The organism is Carnobacterium sp. (assembly GCF_040274945.1).
GTDB lineage: Bacteria > Bacillota > Bacilli > Lactobacillales > Carnobacteriaceae > Carnobacterium_B.
In genome coordinates this window covers 1-19019 of sequence record NZ_JBEMAR010000014.1, presented here as the reverse complement: position 1 = coordinate 19019, position 19019 = coordinate 1, and the positions used below count along the sequence as shown (strand labels likewise).

21 protein-coding genes are annotated in these 19019 nt (G+C 34.7%); 12 read left to right on the top strand and 9 right to left on the bottom strand.

The annotated features are described in order from the left end of the window. On the top strand, positions 1-359 hold a 359-nt coding region (locus ABS916_RS12570), incomplete at its 5' end, for an ABC transporter permease (RefSeq protein ID WP_350452228.1). A 348-nt stretch (positions 360-707) separates the two neighbouring features. Here ABS916_RS12570 and ABS916_RS12565 read toward each other — a convergent pair. After that, positions 708-1553 (bottom strand): DegV family protein, encoded by an 846-nt coding sequence (locus tag ABS916_RS12565; protein ID WP_350452227.1) that lies wholly within the window; start codon positions 1551-1553, stop codon positions 708-710. A gap of 163 nt (positions 1554-1716) precedes the next feature. Then, positions 1717-3354: a peptide ABC transporter substrate-binding protein gene (locus ABS916_RS12560; protein ID WP_350452226.1), complete on the bottom strand. Its 1638-nt coding sequence runs from the start codon at positions 3352-3354 to the stop codon at positions 1717-1719. A gap of 230 nt (positions 3355-3584) precedes the next feature. Between ABS916_RS12560 and ABS916_RS12555 the strand changes: the two genes are divergently transcribed. From ABS916_RS12555 to ABS916_RS12525, 7 genes are all read left to right on the top strand, one after another. Then, the gene (locus ABS916_RS12555; protein WP_350452225.1) at positions 3585-4088 is read left to right on the top strand and encodes a general stress protein; all 504 of its coding nucleotides are present in this window, start codon (positions 3585-3587) and stop codon (positions 4086-4088) included. A gap of 96 nt (positions 4089-4184) precedes the next feature. After that, positions 4185-4691: a cysteine hydrolase family protein gene (locus tag ABS916_RS12550; protein WP_350452224.1), complete on the top strand. Its 507-nt coding sequence runs from the start codon at positions 4185-4187 to the stop codon at positions 4689-4691. A 179-nt stretch (positions 4692-4870) separates the two neighbouring features. After that, positions 4871-5212, top strand: coding sequence for a GNAT family N-acetyltransferase (locus tag ABS916_RS12545; protein WP_350452223.1), 342 nt, complete (start codon positions 4871-4873; stop codon positions 5210-5212). Between the two features lie 143 nt (positions 5213-5355). Further along, entirely contained in the window at positions 5356-5721 is a 366-nt protein-coding gene (locus tag ABS916_RS12540; protein ID WP_350452222.1) for a DUF2512 family protein, read from the top strand. A 250-nt stretch (positions 5722-5971) separates the two neighbouring features. Further along, the gene (locus ABS916_RS12535; RefSeq protein WP_350452221.1) at positions 5972-6871 is read left to right on the top strand and encodes an alpha/beta hydrolase; all 900 of its coding nucleotides are present in this window, start codon (positions 5972-5974) and stop codon (positions 6869-6871) included. Between the two features lie 38 nt (positions 6872-6909). Beyond that, a complete protein-coding gene (locus tag ABS916_RS12530) occupies positions 6910-8319 on the top strand; it encodes an alcohol acetyltransferase (protein WP_350452220.1) in 1410 nt (469 codons plus the stop codon). Positions 8320-8324: 5 nt separating this feature from the next. Then, positions 8325-8984, top strand: coding sequence for a DUF6320 domain-containing protein (locus ABS916_RS12525; protein WP_350452219.1), 660 nt, complete (start codon positions 8325-8327; stop codon positions 8982-8984). A gap of 314 nt (positions 8985-9298) precedes the next feature. Here the strand turns inward: ABS916_RS12525 and spxA are convergent, their stop codons facing one another. After that, entirely contained in the window at positions 9299-9703 is a 405-nt protein-coding gene (gene spxA, locus ABS916_RS12520) for a transcriptional regulator SpxA (protein WP_013711643.1), read from the bottom strand. Between the two features lie 272 nt (positions 9704-9975). Between spxA and ABS916_RS12515 the strand changes: the two genes are divergently transcribed. After that, positions 9976-10623, top strand: coding sequence for an NAD(P)-dependent oxidoreductase (locus tag ABS916_RS12515; protein ID WP_350452218.1), 648 nt, complete (start codon positions 9976-9978; stop codon positions 10621-10623). A 65-nt stretch (positions 10624-10688) separates the two neighbouring features. Here ABS916_RS12515 and ABS916_RS12510 read toward each other — a convergent pair whose 3' ends face one another. Continuing rightward, on the bottom strand, positions 10689-11552 hold the full coding sequence (locus ABS916_RS12510) for a PPK2 family polyphosphate kinase (protein ID WP_350452217.1): 864 nt from the start codon (positions 11550-11552) through the stop codon (positions 10689-10691). Between the two features lie 174 nt (positions 11553-11726). Here ABS916_RS12510 and ABS916_RS12505 point away from each other — a divergent pair, with 174 nt between their 5' ends. Continuing rightward, positions 11727-12146 (top strand): pyridoxamine 5'-phosphate oxidase family protein, encoded by a 420-nt coding sequence (locus tag ABS916_RS12505; RefSeq protein WP_035020352.1) that lies wholly within the window; start codon positions 11727-11729, stop codon positions 12144-12146. 50 nt (positions 12147-12196) lie between these two features. Here ABS916_RS12505 and helD read toward each other — a convergent pair whose 3' ends face one another. After that, entirely contained in the window at positions 12197-14443 is a 2247-nt protein-coding gene (helD, locus tag ABS916_RS12500) for an RNA polymerase recycling motor HelD (protein WP_350452216.1), read from the bottom strand. A 404-nt stretch (positions 14444-14847) separates the two neighbouring features. Here helD and ABS916_RS12495 point away from each other — a divergent pair, with 404 nt between their 5' ends. Beyond that, positions 14848-15717 (top strand): manganese catalase, encoded by an 870-nt coding sequence (locus tag ABS916_RS12495; RefSeq protein ID WP_350452215.1) that lies wholly within the window; start codon positions 14848-14850, stop codon positions 15715-15717. Between the two features lie 448 nt (positions 15718-16165). Here the strand turns inward: ABS916_RS12495 and ABS916_RS12490 are convergent, their stop codons facing one another. The 3 genes from ABS916_RS12490 to ABS916_RS12480 form a co-directional block, all read right to left on the bottom strand. Further along, entirely contained in the window at positions 16166-16354 is a 189-nt protein-coding gene (locus ABS916_RS12490; RefSeq protein WP_350452214.1) for a hypothetical protein, read from the bottom strand. Between the two features lie 334 nt (positions 16355-16688). Then, positions 16689-16955 (bottom strand): Txe/YoeB family addiction module toxin, encoded by a 267-nt coding sequence (locus ABS916_RS12485; RefSeq protein ID WP_350452213.1) that lies wholly within the window; start codon positions 16953-16955, stop codon positions 16689-16691. Beyond that, positions 16940-17194, bottom strand: a complete 255-nt coding sequence (locus ABS916_RS12480; RefSeq protein WP_350452212.1) for a type II toxin-antitoxin system Phd/YefM family antitoxin — start codon at positions 17192-17194, stop codon at positions 16940-16942. The genes ABS916_RS12485 and ABS916_RS12480 overlap by 16 nt, the downstream gene beginning before the upstream one ends. Before the next feature lie 364 nt (positions 17195-17558). On the opposite strand from ABS916_RS12480, the gene ABS916_RS12475 reads away from it, so the two are divergent. After that, complete coding sequence (locus ABS916_RS12475; protein WP_350452211.1) at positions 17559-18491, top strand: NADP-dependent oxidoreductase; 933 nt, start codon at positions 17559-17561, stop codon at positions 18489-18491. Between the two features lie 192 nt (positions 18492-18683). Here ABS916_RS12475 and ABS916_RS12470 read toward each other — a convergent pair whose 3' ends face one another. After that, the gene (locus ABS916_RS12470; RefSeq protein WP_350452229.1) at positions 18684-18758 is read right to left on the bottom strand and encodes a type I toxin-antitoxin system Fst family toxin; all 75 of its coding nucleotides are present in this window, start codon (positions 18756-18758) and stop codon (positions 18684-18686) included. Between the last annotated feature and the right edge of the window lie 261 nt (positions 18759-19019).

The following is a 19019-nucleotide window of genomic DNA, read 5'->3' as shown; positions in this document are numbered from 1 at the left end:
TGATTGCTATTGGCATCTGTTACCGAAATTTAAATGCAAAATTTACTGATCAACGACAACAAGTTTTAGAAAAATTGGCTTTAGGTGCAGATTTAAAGCAAGCATCTCGTTCGATTGTGCGTGATAGCATTCGTGCAGGTATGTCACCAACAATTGATTCAGCAAAAACGATTGGAATTGTCAGTCTGCCCGGAATGATGTCAGGATTGATGTTTGCTGGAGTTGATCCAACACACGCGATCAAATACCAAATTATGGTGACTTTCATGCTATTATCTACTACAAGTATCGCATCCGTTAGTGCAAGTTATATGGCGTATAAGGAATTTTATACGGAACGAAAACAGTTGAAAATATAATGTGAACTGTCTGAATAAAAGTTTTATCTAATAAATGAATAATAATAGAGGATTTTTAAATCCAACTTATTTTTTAATGGAAGAGTGAGCTTGTATTCTAGATTCACTTTTCCATGAAACTAACTTTGATAAAGAAGTGAGGAACATTTTTGGTGTCACTTATCCATGAAAAGCCGTTCCATGGAACAGTGAGACATTTTTTCAATGTCACTTTTCCGTTAAAGGGCATCCCATGGAAGAGTGGGATTTATTGGTAAGCGTAGTAACCATAAAAAAGAAGATTAAAAAGCCACTTCATCTAAAAAGATTAGATGAAGTGGCTTTTTAAATGTAGTTTACCTACAATTTTTATTTTTCTAATAAGAATTGGACGGAAATAGCTTCTGGACCTGCATGTGTCATCACACTAGGACTACCATAAGAGACCATTGGTTCAACATGAGGAAAGGTTGTTTTTAATAGCTCTAAGATAGTCGTTGAATATTCGCTCATACCAATATGAGTAAAACCGATCGCAATAACTTTTTTAGGTGCATCCTGAAGGGTATGACAGATTTCCTTATACCGCTTCACAATTGACTTCGTTCCACGTCCTTTAGAATCTGAATGCAGTTTTCCATCTGTCATTTCTAAAGTTGCTTTGATATTCATTAAAGAAGTAAATTTGCCCATAGTTTTACCAATGCGGCCGCCTTTTATCATGTTCTCAAGGTTTGCAATGCTGATATAAAGGATAGTTCTAGATTTTATATCTTCCAAATGATCAAGGACTTCCTCTATTGATGAAGCTTTTTCAGCAAATTCAGCTGCAGCTAGGACTTGAAAAGCCATACCGCGTGCGCAAAATTTAGAATCGATAACAGTTACATCGCCATCAGCTAACTTTGCAGCTTGATGCGCTGATTGAACTGTTCCACTTAAGGTTTCAGTTACGTGAATAGATAAAACTTCACTTCCGTCAGCTGTTAATGTGTTGTAGGTCTCTAAAAATTTCCCAACGGGAGGCTGAGAAGATTTTGGCAATGTAGGCGACTGTTGCATTTTTTGTAAAAATTCTTCATTTGTTATTTCGATATCATCATGATAAACAACTCCATCAATTGTAGAAGATAAAGGTACGATCGTGATACCGTAACGAGCAGTTTCTTCGTCGGTTAATTCAACGGTTGAATCGGTTACAATTTTTAATTTCATTAATAAGCTCCTTAAATAAGTTATTGCTTTAGTATATAGGAAAATACTTAAGAAAAGTATAAATTCTCGTTATACAGTGATTTTATGCAAAATTAAATAAGCAAAAACAACCCTGTTCTTTCTAGAACAAGAGTTGTTTTCGCTGGATTTCATTTAGTTAGACTTATTTTGTAGAATCAATAGATGCATATTTAAAACTTCGACTACCAAATACTGGACGATAAATATCTTTTACATAAGGCTTCTCAAGATAAGCTTCAGCTGTTTGATAAACCGGAACATGAACATAATGTTCGCCTAAAGCAACTTTTTCAATTTCGATTAGAGTGTTCCATCTTTCTAAGGCATCATCGTATTGTTGATTGCTTTGATCGATGAGCGCATCAATGTCTTCAAATGAATAGTTTCCGCGATTAATAGCTGTATCAAAACGTTCAACAAAATTAATAGGGTCTGCAAAATCAGCTAACCAGTAAGAGGTTGCTATTTCGTAGTTGCCAGACTTAATATTGTCTAATCTAGAGTTATCTGGCATTTGACGGATATCAATCGTTAAACCAGGTAAATTGTTTTGTAACTCGCTTTGAAGGAATTCAGCTAATTTTTTACTGTCTTCAGAATCAGAAGTCGTTAATTCTAATGAAATACTCTCTGTACCCAATTCATCTAAACCAGCTTGCCATGCTTCTTGAGCCGTTTCTACATTGTATTCCACGACATCTCCAGCATCTTCTCGAAAATCAACACCTGTTTCAGGATTTTTTGCTAAGCCATTCGGAACATGTCCAAATGTTGGCTGAGAACCATCTAAGAGAACATTATCAGTAAAACCTTGACGATTGATGGCATAAGTTAGCGCCTTACGGATATTTTCATTCGCTAATTCTGGAACGGCATGATTCACTTCAATATAGTTGATCCATGCTTTGCCATTCGTTTTAAAATCAGGATTTTCTGTATACTGAGCGACGAAATCGCCAGATAAATTAATAGAATCTAATTCGCCAGATTCAAATAAATTAAGTCCTGTACCAACTTCTTTAACGACTTGAGTATTGATTTCATCTAATATAACAGTATCTTTGTCCCAATAATCATCGTTTTTTACATACTTCCAAGAATCTCCAGAAGCAGCATCCCAATCCGCTAGTGTGAAAGGACCATTATAAATAGCATTTTCTGCAGTCAAGCCATAGTTCTCGCCTTGCTCCATTACAAAGGCTTCATTTTGTGGGAAATAAGAGGGGATAGTCAAGACATCAAGAAAATAAGGAACAGGTTTTTCTAATGTTACTTTTAACGTCTTATCATCAATAGCCTCTACTCCTAGTTCATCGACAGGTGTTTCACCGTTTAAAATTGCTTCAGCATTGTTAATGATTCCCGAAAATAAGTAAGCATATCCAGAACCATTTTCAGGATTTACCATTCTTTTCCATGCAAAAACAAAATCATCGGCTGTTACAGGTGTCCCATTTGACCAATTAGCATCCTCACGAAGAGTGAAAGTGTAGGTTAACCCATCTCCAGATACTTCAGGCATAGTTGCTGCATTTCCAGGAACTAAATTTCCCTCTAGATCGTAAGTGATTAACCCTTCAAAGACATTGTTCATAGGTGTGAAATTGGTAGTAGATATCGTGGTATCCATCGTATCCATTTCTGATTCGGCAGCTAAATTTAGAATTTGCTGTTCTTCACCAGCATTTTCAGTATTTTCTTGTCCTGTATTTCCACATGCACTTAACACTGCTAGGGAAGTAAGTGTTAAAAAACTAAGTTGTTTCACTGTTTTTTTCATAGGGTTACACTCTTTTCTTTAAAAGTATAAAATAATTTATTCTATACCAATTTAATTTTTGTTTCTCTTATTGTATCATGTAAAGTCTTTTTTTGAGTAACGATTGCAACTAGCTAACAAATCATTCGTTAGACCTGATTAAAAAAATAAAAAGCATAATGTTTGGAAGCGATTCTTTTGTTTGATATGATATAAGAAATACAAAGCAGAAATGAAAGGTGTGAAAGTAGATGAAAAAAATTCAAGCAGCCTATCCTACAATTGAAGAAACCACTGCAAAAGTTGAACAATTGTTACAAGAAGGCTACAGGTCAGATAATATTACTGTAGTGGCAAAAAAAGAAAAAATTGAAGCGATAAAAAGTCAGATTATAGCTGAGGTTGAACCGGTTACCACTGTAGAAGAATCACCTTCTGTATGGGAAAAAGTAAAACAAGTTTTTTCAAATGAAGAGGACAGTCCACTTGGAAAATATCACTTTAGTAAAAAACAAACGGAAGAGTACACAAAGGCCATTAAAAATGGCGAGTATGTAGTGATTATTGATGACGATACAGATCATACGAATGAGGAAAGAAAAGAAGAGGCTATTCCTATCGTACCGACTGGAAACAATACAGCTTCAGGCTTCGGAGCAATTCCTATCATTCCAGGTGTTGGTGTGAATCCTGGAGCAGCAAAAGAGGGAACAGAGAAGGATAATCTTGATGATCCCACTCTACCACCAAGATAACCAATAATCATCACTAGATAGTCAATTCTTTAATACCTAATGGAGTTACACAAATTGTGTGACTCTTTTGGCGTTCTATAAAAGGGAGGAAATAAAATGCTTTTTGTCATTGATATGCAAAATGATTTTGTAGATGAAGGAAAAGGAATCCTTTCAGTTACAAATGCTGAAAAATTAGTACCAAAAATAATTAAAGAAATACAAGAACAAGAAAAAAAAGGGGAACCAGTTTATTATACGTTAAATCAACATGAATTAGAGGATGATGATCGATCAGATGAAGAAAAGCAATGGGGAGTGGAGTTATTTGGACCGTTAAAAGAAGCATTGAAAAAACATAAACCCATTAAGAAAAAATTCCATTCTATTTCTCCTGAAGATGCGGCAGACTTAAGAAGTGAATATGAAGATGATCCAGATAGAGTCATTGAATTTATTGGTGTAGAAACGAATGTATGTGTCTTATCAAATGCAATTATGCTGCATAATTCTTTTCCACTTGCGACTATAACAGTGCTTAAAGACTTATGTGCAGGTTCTACAGAGAAATTGCATAACGAAGCCTTAGACGTATTGAAAAGTTTAAAAATTGAAATCCATTAATTGTAAAACGTTCTGTTAATGAGAGCAGAGCATCAAATACAGCTTTGATAGAGAAAAAACTTAAATAACAGGACAGGTAACTAGCAGTTCGCTTTGTTGGGATACTGAATAGATATATGGTAATCTTTCCTAATAACCAAGATGGATGTGATTTACGTTAAAGGAGAGTAGGATATCTAGTGTTAGTTAAGTACAGAAATAGCCAAAATAAAATGGCTTTAGGTTTACTATCACTGATGCTAAAAGAGCGTGAAGTACAACAACTCCAACAAATGATGCAACGCTATGAGCAGAATCCTCATATGGAAATGTATTTTTGGAAAGAAGAAGAGAAATACATTGGAATAATCGGTATTGAAGTCAAACAAAAAGAATTTATTATTAGGCATGTGGCAGTTTTACCTACGTATAGAGGAGAAGGTATTGGTAGAGCAATGGTAAACGAGATACAAAATAGTTATAGTAATCTTACTATGACTGCGACTGAAGAAACAGAACCCTTTGTTCAATCACTTTATTAATTGCTTATTGAGAAATGCAAGTGATTATTTTTGATTAAAAAATTAGAATAAAGTAAACTTTCATTGAATAAAGCAATACGTTTGATATTTTATCTGATAAACATCTTAGCAGGAAAAAATAGTAAAAGAAGGAGTGGTGGAACATGAAACATGTAAAAGCTTTAGTAATAAAAGCCATTATGATTTGGGCTATTTTATGGATTGTATTGACAGGGATATATGACGTTAGCTTTATGGATTCTACTATTGTAGGGGTTATCATTGTAGTCATAATTTATATTTTAGGAGACTTGGTTATTTTAAGAAAAATTGGGAATGTTGCAGCTACAATTGCGGATTCTGGAGCAGCAGCAGTCATTTTATGGATTTATCTTACTTCTATGGACTACACAACAGACTTATGGATGAAAGTATTAATCCCTGCTATTTTAATTGGCGGAGGAGAATGGTTCTTCCATAAATGGTTATTAAAACAAGACATTGTACCAGATGAAAGAAAAATGAAATAAAGGTAGCACTCATATTTCATATTAGAAGGTTTAGGATGAAAGATATCCTAGACCTTCTTTTTACATAGTCAAATAAGGGGTATAGCAGTCGTTGAATAGAAAGCAGTTCAAGTTTTCTTAATAAAATTTTTTATAATAAGCCATATAGAGTAGAAGGAATAGTTTGGCTTGACAATCCTAATCGAATAACTCATGCTAAATAAAAAGAATGTGCAGTGTGAAAGGGAAAACCATGAATCTATTCGTTCGAATGATACTAAAGGTAGTATCCTCACCAAAAATCAATATGCAAGAAGACTATATATGGGTAAGGAAAGCACAACAACTGTTTTCAAAAAAGCCTAAGAAAGGCTATCGGATATTGGATAAGAAAATTTATTCAGAGGATCGATCACATGATATTCCAGTCCGCATATTTTACCCAAAGGAACCATTAAATGAAGATGTCTTAGTTTTTTTTCATGGAGGCGGTTGGGTAATAGGCGACATTGATACTTACACGAGTGCTTGTATCAATATGGCTGATTTAACGGGAAGAGTCGTGTATTCAGTTGATTATCGTCTAGCGCCTGAATTTCCGTACCCTTCAGGTTTGGAAGATTGCTACCAAGTTGCAGAAACCTTGATGGCTCAACTGGAATTAAGTGGTTTATTAGATGCGTCACAAATTACGTTGATTGGAGATTCAGCCGGAGGAAATTTGGTTGCAGCTGTTTCTTTATTATTAAGAGATAGAGGAAAACAAATTCCGACTAAACAAATATTATTGTATCCCGTAACTTATTGGAACCATACCAAGAGCTCACCTTTTAAATCGATTCGTACGAACGGATACGAATATGGGTTAACCGCAAAAAAAGTTCAGGAATACATGGAAATGTATGAACCTAATAAAGCTAATCGTAAAAATCCTTACATTGCACCACTGATGGCAAAAGATTTAACCCATCAACCTAAAACATTGATTATAACGGCTGAATTCGATCCTTTACGTGACGAAGGAGAAATGTACGGTATAGCTTTAAAGGAAGCTGGAAATGAGGTAGTCATCCAACGTATTGGAGGTGCTGTGCATGGATTTATTACTTATCCTAAAATTGCAACTCCGGTGACAGCCGCTTATCAAGCAATTAATGAATTTTTGAACTGATTCAAAGGAAGTTTTATCCAAGTGGAAGGAGGAGAACAATGAACAGATCCAAAAGAAAAACATGGGTCCGCTTAGATAATGCGTCCAATATTTTTCTTGCAGCAATGACTGATTTTGATACAAAAGTTTTCCGTTTAAGTGCGGCTATGGAAGATTCAATAGACCCAGAACTTTTGCAGCAAGCTCTGGATAAAACATTTGAGTCTTATCTGCTGTACCATAGTGTACTGCGTAGAGGAGTATTTTGGTATTACTTAGAAGAAAGTGATCTTAAACCACAAGTAATGATAGACGAACAACCACCGTGTTCCCAATTGTATCATTATGATCGTAAAGAATTATTATTTCGAGTGATCTATTATCAAAATCGAATTCATTTGGAAGTTTTTCACGCTTTATCAGATGGAACAGGAGCATCGTGGTTTTTTGAAGATTTATTGAGTGAATATGTTCTCCTTCGGTATGCTCATCCATCTGCCGAACTAAATGAAGAAAATGCTCGTTCCATGCATCCTATCGAACAGATGGATACAGATAGCTTTATTCAGTATTTTCGCCATAAGGGACAACGCAGTTATACTGAAGCGACACAATCTGCTATCCGAAAATTAACAGGAGCCAGCAAGACGGTTGGGAAATTTGCATTGCGCTATGGGAAAAAAGCTATTCAATATGAAACAGCACCCGAACAAAAAAACGCGAAGAAAAAGAAAGTTTATCAAGTGAAAGGTAAGCGAACTATTGATAATCGAACGCATGTCATTGAATTGGACATGCCAGTTCAACCCGTTTTGGCATTAGCACATGAACAACAGGCTTCTCTTACGATTTATTTAACAGCATTATTTATGGAAGCCATTCGAAAAACAGACCCAGCTGTACAAAATGGAATGACCATAGCGGTATCAGTTCCAGTTAATCTAAGACAATTTTACTATTCAAATTCAGCACGAAATTTTTTCAGTACTACGCGTTTGGAATACACATATGATCCAGCAGAGGAAGCAACGTTAGCTATCATTTGTAAAACACTTAAAGAACAACTTCAACAGCAGCTTAGTCCAGATAGTTTAGAAAAACGATTGAACAACTTGATAGCCTATGAATTTAACCCAGTCACACGTGTAATCATTCGTCCTATTAAGGATATCGTTTTAAAGGCAATCAATTATTTTAATAATCGTGGATTGACATTTGCCATGTCTAATTTAGGCAAGGTGCATTTGCCTCAAGGAATTGATGAAAAGGTTCAACAATTTTATTTTCAAACATCTGCTGTCAGACCGCAGTTTTGTGTCATTAGTCACCACGATCATTTATCGATCTGTTTAAATTCGCCATTTGTTGAAACCACCATATCTAAACAATTTGTTAGAGATCTAACGGCTCTTGGAATACCAGTAACCCTATCAGCCAATAAGATAAACGAAATTACTAGTGAGGAGTGAAAACTATGAGTCATTGCCAGCACTGTCAGGTAACAGTTAACGGCGATTGGTCAACTTGTCCACTTTGTCATCAGTCGTTAGAAAAAAGTTCGGACACACCGAATCCTTATCCAGATATTCCATTACGTTTTAACAAAGAACAAGTTATCCGGATATTAATGATTATTTCTCTTGCGACTATCAGTATATCTTTGATTATTGAATTGTTTTGGCTACATTCAGCCAAGGGTCTAAATATTATTTCTTTTGGCATTGTGAGCATGTGGTTAGTTCTATTGATCATTATTCGTAAGCGACGAAATATTGCTAAAAGTATTGTTTATTTGATTATTTCTTTATCCTTACTAAGTATTTATTGGGATTATGTAGGCGGTTGGTCAGCTTGGTCAACAACTCATGCGGTACCTATGATTTGTATTTTTGCACTCGTTGCTATGTATATTGCAGTTCGATTAGTGAAAATAGAAGTTGGAGATTATATTTTATATCTGTTATGTGCTGCCTTAATAGGTTTTATACCAGCCGTATTTCTTTTCTTTAATTGGGTAACCACTCCTTTACCCTCATGGCTGTCTATTGGTTTTAGCACAGTTATGCTAGTCATAACGATTATTTTTTATCGAGTAGAGGTTTTGAAAGAATTGGAAAAAAGAATGATGATTTAAATAGTTGATTCTGGTAGTGGAATAAGTTTTTTTACAGAAAACTACTCTAAAAAGAACACTACTGGAGAAGAACCAGATGGCGGGAAATTCATTTATAAAGATATGCCAGAAGTGATGGGTCAAAAACCTGTTCTTAAACCAGCTCCACCTAGCTTAAACAATACTATTGATTTAGATAAATAAAAGTAATAACAAAACTAGATCATTGACGTCTTGTAACTAACGTCAATGATCTAGTTTTGTTTGCTATATGTTTAAAATAATCGTGTACAAGAATAATGATCAATCATTTTCTTGCTAAGTATAAATTTATTTTAAGATATATGAGAAAGTTGTTTTTGCATTTCTAATAAATCGATGCGACGCACTTCTCTTGGTAGAAAACGGCGGATATCATCATCGTTGAAACCAATTTGCAATCTTTTTTCGTCGATCAAAATAGGTCGGCGAATCAGACTTGGTTCTTCTTGAATCAATTCTAATACTTCAGATAATGAAAATTCATCTATCGGCACATTTAAATTTTGGAAGGCTTGTGAACGGTATGAGATAATATCTTCTGTTCCATTTTCTGTCAGACGTAGAATTGCTTTCAGTTCTGAAATAGTCAAACTTTCGTTGAAAATATTTTTTTCAATAAAAGGTAGGTTATTTTCTTCTAACCATGATTTTGCTTTACGACATGAAGCTGAGCTAGGTGTTGTATATAACGTAATCATTTTTTTCACTCTCCTGTTTATAATTAAACTAATTTATAAGTGCTTAACGAAACTGGAATTCGTTTACAAGTAGTATCTTACTATGAATATGTACAAAATGCAACATTATTTGTCACATAAAGTTCACAACTTTGTGACAAAATGACGTAATTTTTGTAAAAGGTTGTAATGAATTTGTAAAGAAAGGATATAAGACGAGAAATTTTGATTAAAAAGCGCCATATGTTAATCTGATAGAAAGAGTGCAACAAAACTAAAAGGAGGTCATTGAAATGAAAGTCGCCGTTATTGGAGCAACAGGAAGAGCTGGCAGCTTAATTGCTAAAGAAGCAAAAGATAGAGGCCATAAAGTAACGGCCATCGTAAGAAATGCGGAAAAAATGGCCGATAAAGATATAAGAGTAATAGAAAAAGCCTTTTTCACACTAACATCAGAAGACATAAAAAAATATGATGTAGTTGTAAATGCTTTTGGTACAGGAATGGAACAAGAAGAAGCTGTCAAACATGTACAATTTGGTAAAATTTTAATTGAAGCTTTAAAAGAAGCACCTGATACAAGACTGATTGTTGTAGGTGGAGCAGGTAGTTTGTATCTGAATGAAGACAAAACGCTACGAGTAATGGATACGCCAGATTTACCAACATTTTTTCAGCCTACAGCAATCAATCAAGCTAAAAACTTGGAGGATCTCGAACAAGCTGATGATATAAACTGGACTTTCGTCAGTCCAGCACTAGACTTTGATGCGACAGGAAAACGAACGGGTACTTATCAAACGGGTACAGATCAAGTGATTGTTAATTCAAAAAATCAAAGTTACATTAGTTATGCTGATTTTGCTATTGCTATCGTGGATGAAATCGAAGAAGCAGCACACATGAATGAACGCTTTACAGTCGTATCTGAACCTGAATAATAGACAAATAGAAAGGAACCTAATCAGCTAAATGCTCATTAGGTTCCTTTTAGTTGTTAAAGTTGTTAGTCATTTTCAAGTAATTCAATACTTTCATCAAGTTGTTGACGGTCTTCTCCAGAGATTTCTGGGAATTGTGGGTCAAGATTTTCGAGTACATTTATCATTACTTCGCTAATGATGTAACGTGCATACCAATCGTCATCAGCTGGCAGGATATACCAGGGTGCATAATCTGTGGAAGTATTATTCAACATATCTTCGAATACTTCTTGATAGGTATCCCAATGTTCTCTTTCTTCGATGTCACTAAATGAAAATTCCCAGTTCTTTTTAGGATCTTTCATTCTTTCTAGTAAGCGTTCCTTTTGTACATCTTTTGAAACATTGAAGAAAAATTTAATGACTGGAAACCCATTTTCTGTCATGTATCTTTCAAAGTCATTTAATTGACGGAAGCGGACTTTCCATATGTCTTCATCGATTAAGTGATCGGGAAGAGGATCCTTATCCAATACATCGTGAATCCGAGGTGCAATAACTTCTTCATAATAGGAACGATTTAAAATGCTGATTTCTCCCTTTGATGGTTTTCCTTCATGAATTCTCCAAAGGTAATCATGTTTAACTTCTGTTTTAGATGGTTTTTTTACTGAAGTAGTCTTCAATCCTTGAGCTGTTAAATTAGAAAAAATAAAACTGATTGCTTCATCTTTACCGCCAGCATCAATTGCTTGCAGAACAACCATAATGCCTTTTTCTTCTTCTGCATGAAGTTTTAAATGTAAGTCTTGTAACTTGTTTATACTTTCTGGGATCCACTTGTCTTGTAATTCATCTTCACTGAGTTGTTTATTGTCGGTTGTAGGATAGTCAGCTAATTTGATTGGTGTTTGTTTTGGGGTGATGCGGTATTTTGAAATATCCATCCTAAGTTCCTCCTATTGTAGTAAGTGCTTTACTAGGTTACTGTCTTTCTGATTCCAGTATGTCACATTTAGTAAAGAGAGTAAAAGAATAGGATTAGATGTAAATGAAATCGTATTCTTTGAAGAAGAACATCTGATATGGCATAATTAAACTATAAATGGAGGGATGAACTTATGGCTGATGAGCGTGATAAAGCTTTAAAAATTATTGAAAAGAATAAGATTGGAACAATGTCTACTGTCTCAGAGAATAAACCAGTATCTCGTTACATGACCTTTTTTAATGAAGGATTCATTCTTTATACCTTGACCGACAAACGGACAGATAAAGTAGAAGATTTAGAAAAAAATCCTCATACGTTTATTTTACTCGGATACGACACAGGTTTATTGAACAATAAATATGTTGAAATAGCAGGTCAGGTTTCCATTACTGAAGACCAATCCTTAATTGAACACCTATGGAGCCCATATATGAATGCAATTTTTGATGGGAAAGATGATCCAAATATTACAGTTTTAAAAATTCAACCAGATACAGTTACTCTGAGAGGAACAAAAGATTCCGAAATTATTTCAGTCGATTTAAATTAAAAATTAAAAAAATGAGACCGCTAAGCACAATGCTTAGCGGTCTCATTTTTTTAGTTCAGTTCGGCTAAGTGATAATCAGCTGATTCAAGTCGATTGACTAATGGATCTTGAAGATCAGGAGCCATGACATACAACTCATGCATAGCACGACTGCAAATGGTATAAGCAGTAGATAGATTAGTAGCGGAAGAATGATCCGAGTAATGAAAAAGTGCGAAAGCAACATCAAATTCTAGTCCTTTAGCTAATTGTACAGGAATAACAATAACTGGATGATGAGTGCTATCCGTATCTTTTAGTACTAAACTACTGTCGATCCCAGCGGTTGTTAACTCTTCATGGAAACGTACAGCTTCAGCGTAATTTTTGCTGATGAAAGCTGTACGCAAGCCATTTATTTGGCTATCAGAAACTATTTGTTTTAGATAATCCCAATAATGCTCGTTGTTAGCTGTTAAAATCAATTCTGGTTTTTTACCTTCACGAAAAGGCGACTCAGCAGCAGCTTTTTCTTCTAAAAAGCGATTTGCGAATTGAGTGATTTCATTTGTAGAACGGTAACTTGTTAACAACTGATAGCGTTGAAAAGAATTTCCAGAAAAGATGGTATCTAAATCGTTAAAAGAGATTCTTTTCATCAAAATATTTTGATTTAAGTCACCACTCATAACAAAATTAGCCGTTGGATAAAAATCTTTCAGCATTTGCAATTGGAAAGGAGAGAAATCTTGTACTTCATCTAGGCAAATGTATTTGAATTTAGTACTACTGATGGGACCGTGCATCAATTGGAATAAGCTATAAAAAGCATCCAGGTCTTCTAATACCATTTTTTTATGAGCCATGTTCGTTACAACTTGTTGGATGTGTTCTGACCACATCTCTTCATCAATTGAGAATTCTTTTAGAGAAAGCAATTTAGGTACTGCTTTTAAGAAATGAATGTATTGATGTTGGTAGCGAATAAAAGCTAATTTTTTGATTCTTTTGATTACTGGTGAATAAGCTGCATCCATAATTGAATCGATCAATGTTTCTTCAGCTTTTTGTTCATTTTTTGATTCACTTTCGTGTTGGCGCAACTCACTGTCAGACATAGAAAGCATCGCATCTTCGACCCATTTAGACGTTCGTTGTGTTCTTTTGAGCTGCTCTATTTTTTGTAGTAATTGTGTTTGAAGAAGTCCTAATTTACTGGCTAAAGTACCTTTGCTTTCAATGCGGTAAAAGAGCTCTTTGATTTCCTCTTTTGAAATAAGAATCTCACCTTGAAAAGATAGAGAAGCAAAACGCATGTAGTTCATTTTCAATTGATTTGTATAATGTTTTAAAGCGTCTGAAAATTGAAGACTTCCTTTTAGTAAAGTCACTTTAGATAATTCTTCATCTTGGTTAGAAATAAGGGTGAATTTGGGAACTTTTTGATTCATGAACTCAGGGAAAGTATGACTGGTAACGTTCATTTCACCCAATTCAGGTAATACTTGTGAAATATACGTTTGAAAAATTTTATTGGGTGAGAACAAAATGATTTCAGATGCTCTTAGTTGATCCCTAAAAGTATAAAGTAGATAAGCAATCTTTTGCATCAACACAACGGTCTTCCCAGATCCAGCAACACCTTCTATTAAAGTGATTTTAGCCGAAATATCTCGAACGATTTGATTTTGTTCCTTTTGAAGTGTCGAAATAACGGCACCCATTTGATAAGCGGATTTATCTTCTAGAGCCTCAAGTAAGTATGGATCACCCATTACATTATCTGTATCCAACATTTGAATGATTTTTGCCTTACGAATTAAAAATTGACGTTTCAACTCAATCAAAAGCGCTAATTTTTGTTCTCCAATTTTCAAAGGAATTGTGTCACCAACATTGCCTTCATAGTATAGCGAAGCAATAGGTGAACGCCAATCGACAACTAAATGGTCGTATTCATCAAAGACAGAACTGATACCGATATAGATAGTTTCTTGTCCAAATTCATCTTCATAATCAATTCGTCCAAAGTAAGGATCCTCTACCATTTTTTCTAAAGCCACAACTCGATTTTGGTTTTTTAATAATGTTTTACTACGGATCATTAAATCTTGTTCAACAGCCCGTAACTCTCCGGCTGATTCCCACATGCTTTCACTTGAACCTTGATTGACCTTAATTTCACCGGATTCTTTTAAACGTCTTTTTTGTTCAGCACTATCGTGTTCAACTGTTTTTTTTAATTGATCCAATTCAAGTTGAATCTTTTCAACAACGGTATGGACACGTTGTTGTTCCATAGATTGGCTATCTTTCAATGAAAAAAACTCCTTTCAAAAACTGAAAAAATAAAGAAAAATTTATTCAACTCATTTTTAACGCAACTAGCAGTATACCACCCAATAAGTTTGATTGCTATAAGCGGTTTTGATTCCATTTTAAAAAGTAAAAGTTATACAAAAAACTATACACTATTTAAGAGGTACATTCATTTATGGGAGCGTCAATAATTTTGTTTAAATAAATCGTTTTTCTGAAAAAATCTGTTACTTAGTAAATATTGAAGCTAATGTATCTATTACTTGATGGAAGCCTTTATGGCTTCTATTTATAAAAAGAAATAAGCCTTGAGCAGGGTTTTTGTGAACGCTATATAAATGTGTTACATTAACCGTGAACTTAAAAGTTCATTACTAAAAAAAATTCAGAAAGAGGGAAATTTATGTTTAAGCACACGAAAATTTTACAGTATAATGCTCTACCTGATAAACCAGATGCTTTAATGGCACGTCGGTTGCAAGAAAATCTTGGTGGGCACTGGGGTGAAATGACCGGAATGGCTGCATATTTATTCCAAGGCTGGAATACAAGTACTCCTGGAAACGAAAAGTACAAAGACTTATTATTAGATACAGGAACAGAGGAGATTGGACACATTGAAATGCTCGCAACGATGATTGCTCATCTTTTGGACGATGCCCCTTTAAATATTCAAGAGAGCGTTTATAATGGTGGAGATCCTGCCATTGCTGCAGTAATGGGAGGTATGAATCCACAACATGCTATTGTAAATGGTTTAGGTGCAAGTCTTCAAGATGCCAATGGTAATCCTTGGACAGCTGCATATATGGAGTCAAGCGGAAACTTGCTGGCTGACATGCGTTACAATATTACTCGTGAATCTATGGGACGACTACAAGTTACTCGACAATACCATGCGACAGAGGATAAAGGAGTTCGAGATATGTTGAGCTTCTTAATGGCGCGTGAAACTCAACACCAACTGCAATTTATGCAAGCAGCGAAAGAATTGGAAGAGAAATATGGGGTAATAGTTCCTCATGGTACAGCTGATTTAGAACATTCAGAATTCAGTCATTCACTTTACAATTTCTCTGAAGGTGACGAGTCTAAAGAAATAGTTGAAGGCAAAACAGCCAGAGATGGACAACCGTTCAAGTATGAAGAAGGAAAAGCCATGGCTGAAAAACCTGTTAGTAACCCAAGACCTGAAGAATTGAGAAATACGGATGTTGACCAAATAATCGAAGATGGAAGAAAAATTATCGAAAATGATCCTGAGTTAAAATAATCAAATAGAATTTTTCAAGAGACTGGGAAAAAGATGGTGACCCCCAAAAGTTAGAGTACAATCTAAACTTTTGGGGGTCATTTTTATATTATTCATTTATATTGAGTACGTAAGGCAACAATGACGTTTTCAATAATATCTTATTGTTGTTTGAGTAATCAATTGCTTTTCTAAGTAGGATTTTATTTCTTCAACAGCCACTAAAATAGTAGCATTTATCAGTACCTAGACCTCTTCTGATGACAGGATTTCACTTCCTATTCAATTATATGAAATAACTATATGGATACATTGTTATGCTTAAAAACGTGTATACAGAACCTTATTTATTTAAGGTTTTCTTTTGGTCTTAATTGGCATTACTCCCATGTAAAGTGTGATTCCTGCGAGGCTAAAAAGTGTCAGAAAGAACAAGTAAGAAAAACGTCAAAATAGCCGACTCTTTTTCTTACTTATCTAATCGCTGACGAAGCAATAGAGCAGAAATAGCGAATATAACGAAAGCTGTTAGTGAACCAGCAGTAACTATCTTCAATGCATTTCCTATTGGAGGGTTGAATAATAGAGCAACCGAGATGATTAGGACGGCACCAGTTAACCCCATCCCTAAAATTGAGAACGCTAAAGTTTTATTCATTCAATCACCACCTTGTATATAAATTTTAATTACTCAGATTTTTTGATACTCAAAGGATAACATATACATGAAATTACATAAAGTCGTGTATGTAAAACTTTTAAGGTAATAGAGCAATTACGATAGTAGAAATTAAATCAAATATAGCTCCGATAAATTTTTTAGTAGAATAAGTTAATTTTTTGAACATATTTTCAAATCTCCATTCTTTTTATATTTACAGATACATAAATTTAGATAGAATCATGTATGGAGGACCCTTTTTTGCTAATAGTTTCTTGTCTCATCATTTTAGACAAAAAAAGATAGCAACATACTTTTTTAAAGTATGTTGCTATCTTTCGTAGTGCGTCCAAGCCGACCAAATAATGACTTCTTTTGCGTCATTATCAACCGAGTAAACCATCCGGTGTTGGATATTTAATCGCCTGGAATACTTATCTTTTAAATTTCCGACTAACTTCTCATAAGGCGGTGGATTTTGAAACGGGTTTTCTTTTAAAACTTCCATTATATCTTTAAACTTTTGATCTAAATGAGCCGATTTTAAATTTTTAAGATCTTTCATCGTTGATTTTGCTAACTTTATAGAGTATCCCAATCGATATCCTCCAGTGCAACAAATTCATTTTCTTGTTCACGTTGTTGGATTACATCCGCTACGCCAGAAGATTGAAGGTATAAGGTTTCTTGAATCGCGTCCCAGTCTTTTTTACTGACCATAACCGCTTCACTTTCTTCATTTTTACCAGAGATATAAACGGGTTCGTTTGTTTTGTTGACGTCTTTCAGTAGTTGGTAAAAGATTTTTCTAGCTTGGCTAGGGTTTACGATCGACATAAGTTATTCCTCCTTTTGGTTTCTTTTATTATAACGTACTCAAACGAGTACGTCAATTTATTGTGAATACACGAAATTGCTTAAAGTAATGTATTTAGAACTTTAATTTACTAATGTTCTTTCTTTATCTAAGTAGTCCAGGATAAACTGAATTTATAGAATTTTTTGTAATGAAAGATGGAAGTATGTGAATAGATTCGCTTAACCTAACGGGGACAGTTTAGCTCAACAAGGATAATGGGTTTTCGCTGTAGAAATACAAGGATCTTTGTTTGATTAATCAGACAATGGGTATATACTAATATTTAGAAGCTTCTAAGGTAACCCTTAAATTTAATAGCATTAGTTAGGAGTTAATTTGTTCATGAAAGCAGTTAGATATTATCAATATGGTGGACCGGAAATTCTTCAATATGAGGAAGCTCTAATGCCCGAAGTAAAAGCTGACGAAGTATTAATTAAAGTTACAGCGACAACTATTAATCCAGCGGATATCGCTATTAGACAGGGGGGGCTAGGAACAAAAATAGAGTTCCCTTTTATTCCAAACTATGATGTATCCGGAGTCATTGATAAAGTAGGAGGTTCTGTACAGGAATTCCATCTCGGTGACCAAGTATATGCTTTTCTTGACACAACGAGAAACGGTGCAGCAGCAGAGTATGTTGTCTCCAAAGCAGAAGATGTGGCACTTGCCCCAAAAAATATTTCTTTGGAGGATGCTGGGGTAATTCCAAGTAGTGCATTGACGGCCTGGCAAAGTTTATTTGATCTCGGAAACCTTCAAACAGGTCAACGCGTTTTAGTAACTGCAGCTGCAGGAGGTGTGGGAACATTTGCTGTTCAGCTTGCAAAATGGAAAGGTGCTTATGTTATTGGTACTGCCTCAGAACGCAGTTTCTCTTACCTTGAAGAAATTGGTATTGATGAAATTATTGATTATAAAAATGAATCAGTGACTGAAAAGATAGAGGAGAAACTTGATCTGATCTTCAACCTCAGCCCACTTTCTCCCGAAGAAGTAACGAAATTGCTGACTTTGCTCAAAAAAGGAGGTACGTTAGTATCAGCCGCAAATCCAGCGGATGATGAAAGAGCTAACGAATTAGGTGTACATGCGATCTCCATGATGACTAAAAGAAGTTCAGAGCAGTTATCTCAGATCGCAAAATTGGTAGATAGTGGTTTTGTGAATCCCTGGATTACAGAAATTGATTCATTAGAGAACCTTAAAGAGATACATGAAAAATTCGGAGGTACTAATGGGAAAATCCTCATTAAAGTCAATCCAAACTGAATAATCTTAAATCAACCATACTTATATTTTTCTATATAAGTATACAAAAATAGACCCTATAGAGGGCACTTTTTTAGTGTCCATTCTATAGGGTCCATTTTATTCCGTAGGTGAGGCTTTTTTTATCGCTTGTTGCGACTGAAAGCGTGTGAGTTAAAAGCAACTTGTTTAATCATTGTCTTGCTTGTCTAATTACCAATCAAATAGTTCAATCACTATACCTACCAAAATAGGTGCAACGATCAATGAGATTAGTTCGTATGACACGAGCAACACCCCTTTTTGGGCAAGTTACCTTTTTTAGTATACGGTAAACAATAGTCTATTTCTGAAGAATATTTTTTTGCAAAGCATATTCTAATTCTCTTACACTTTCAATCTTCTTAAAAACGAGATTTAAGTATTTACAGACAGTTTAATTTTTAAAAGTTGTTGCAACGAATAGACCTTCTGATGTACCGCAACTAAATACACAACGAATAAGCTGTAATTAAGCGAGAGAGTTAATTAATCGCACTTTCTATTATT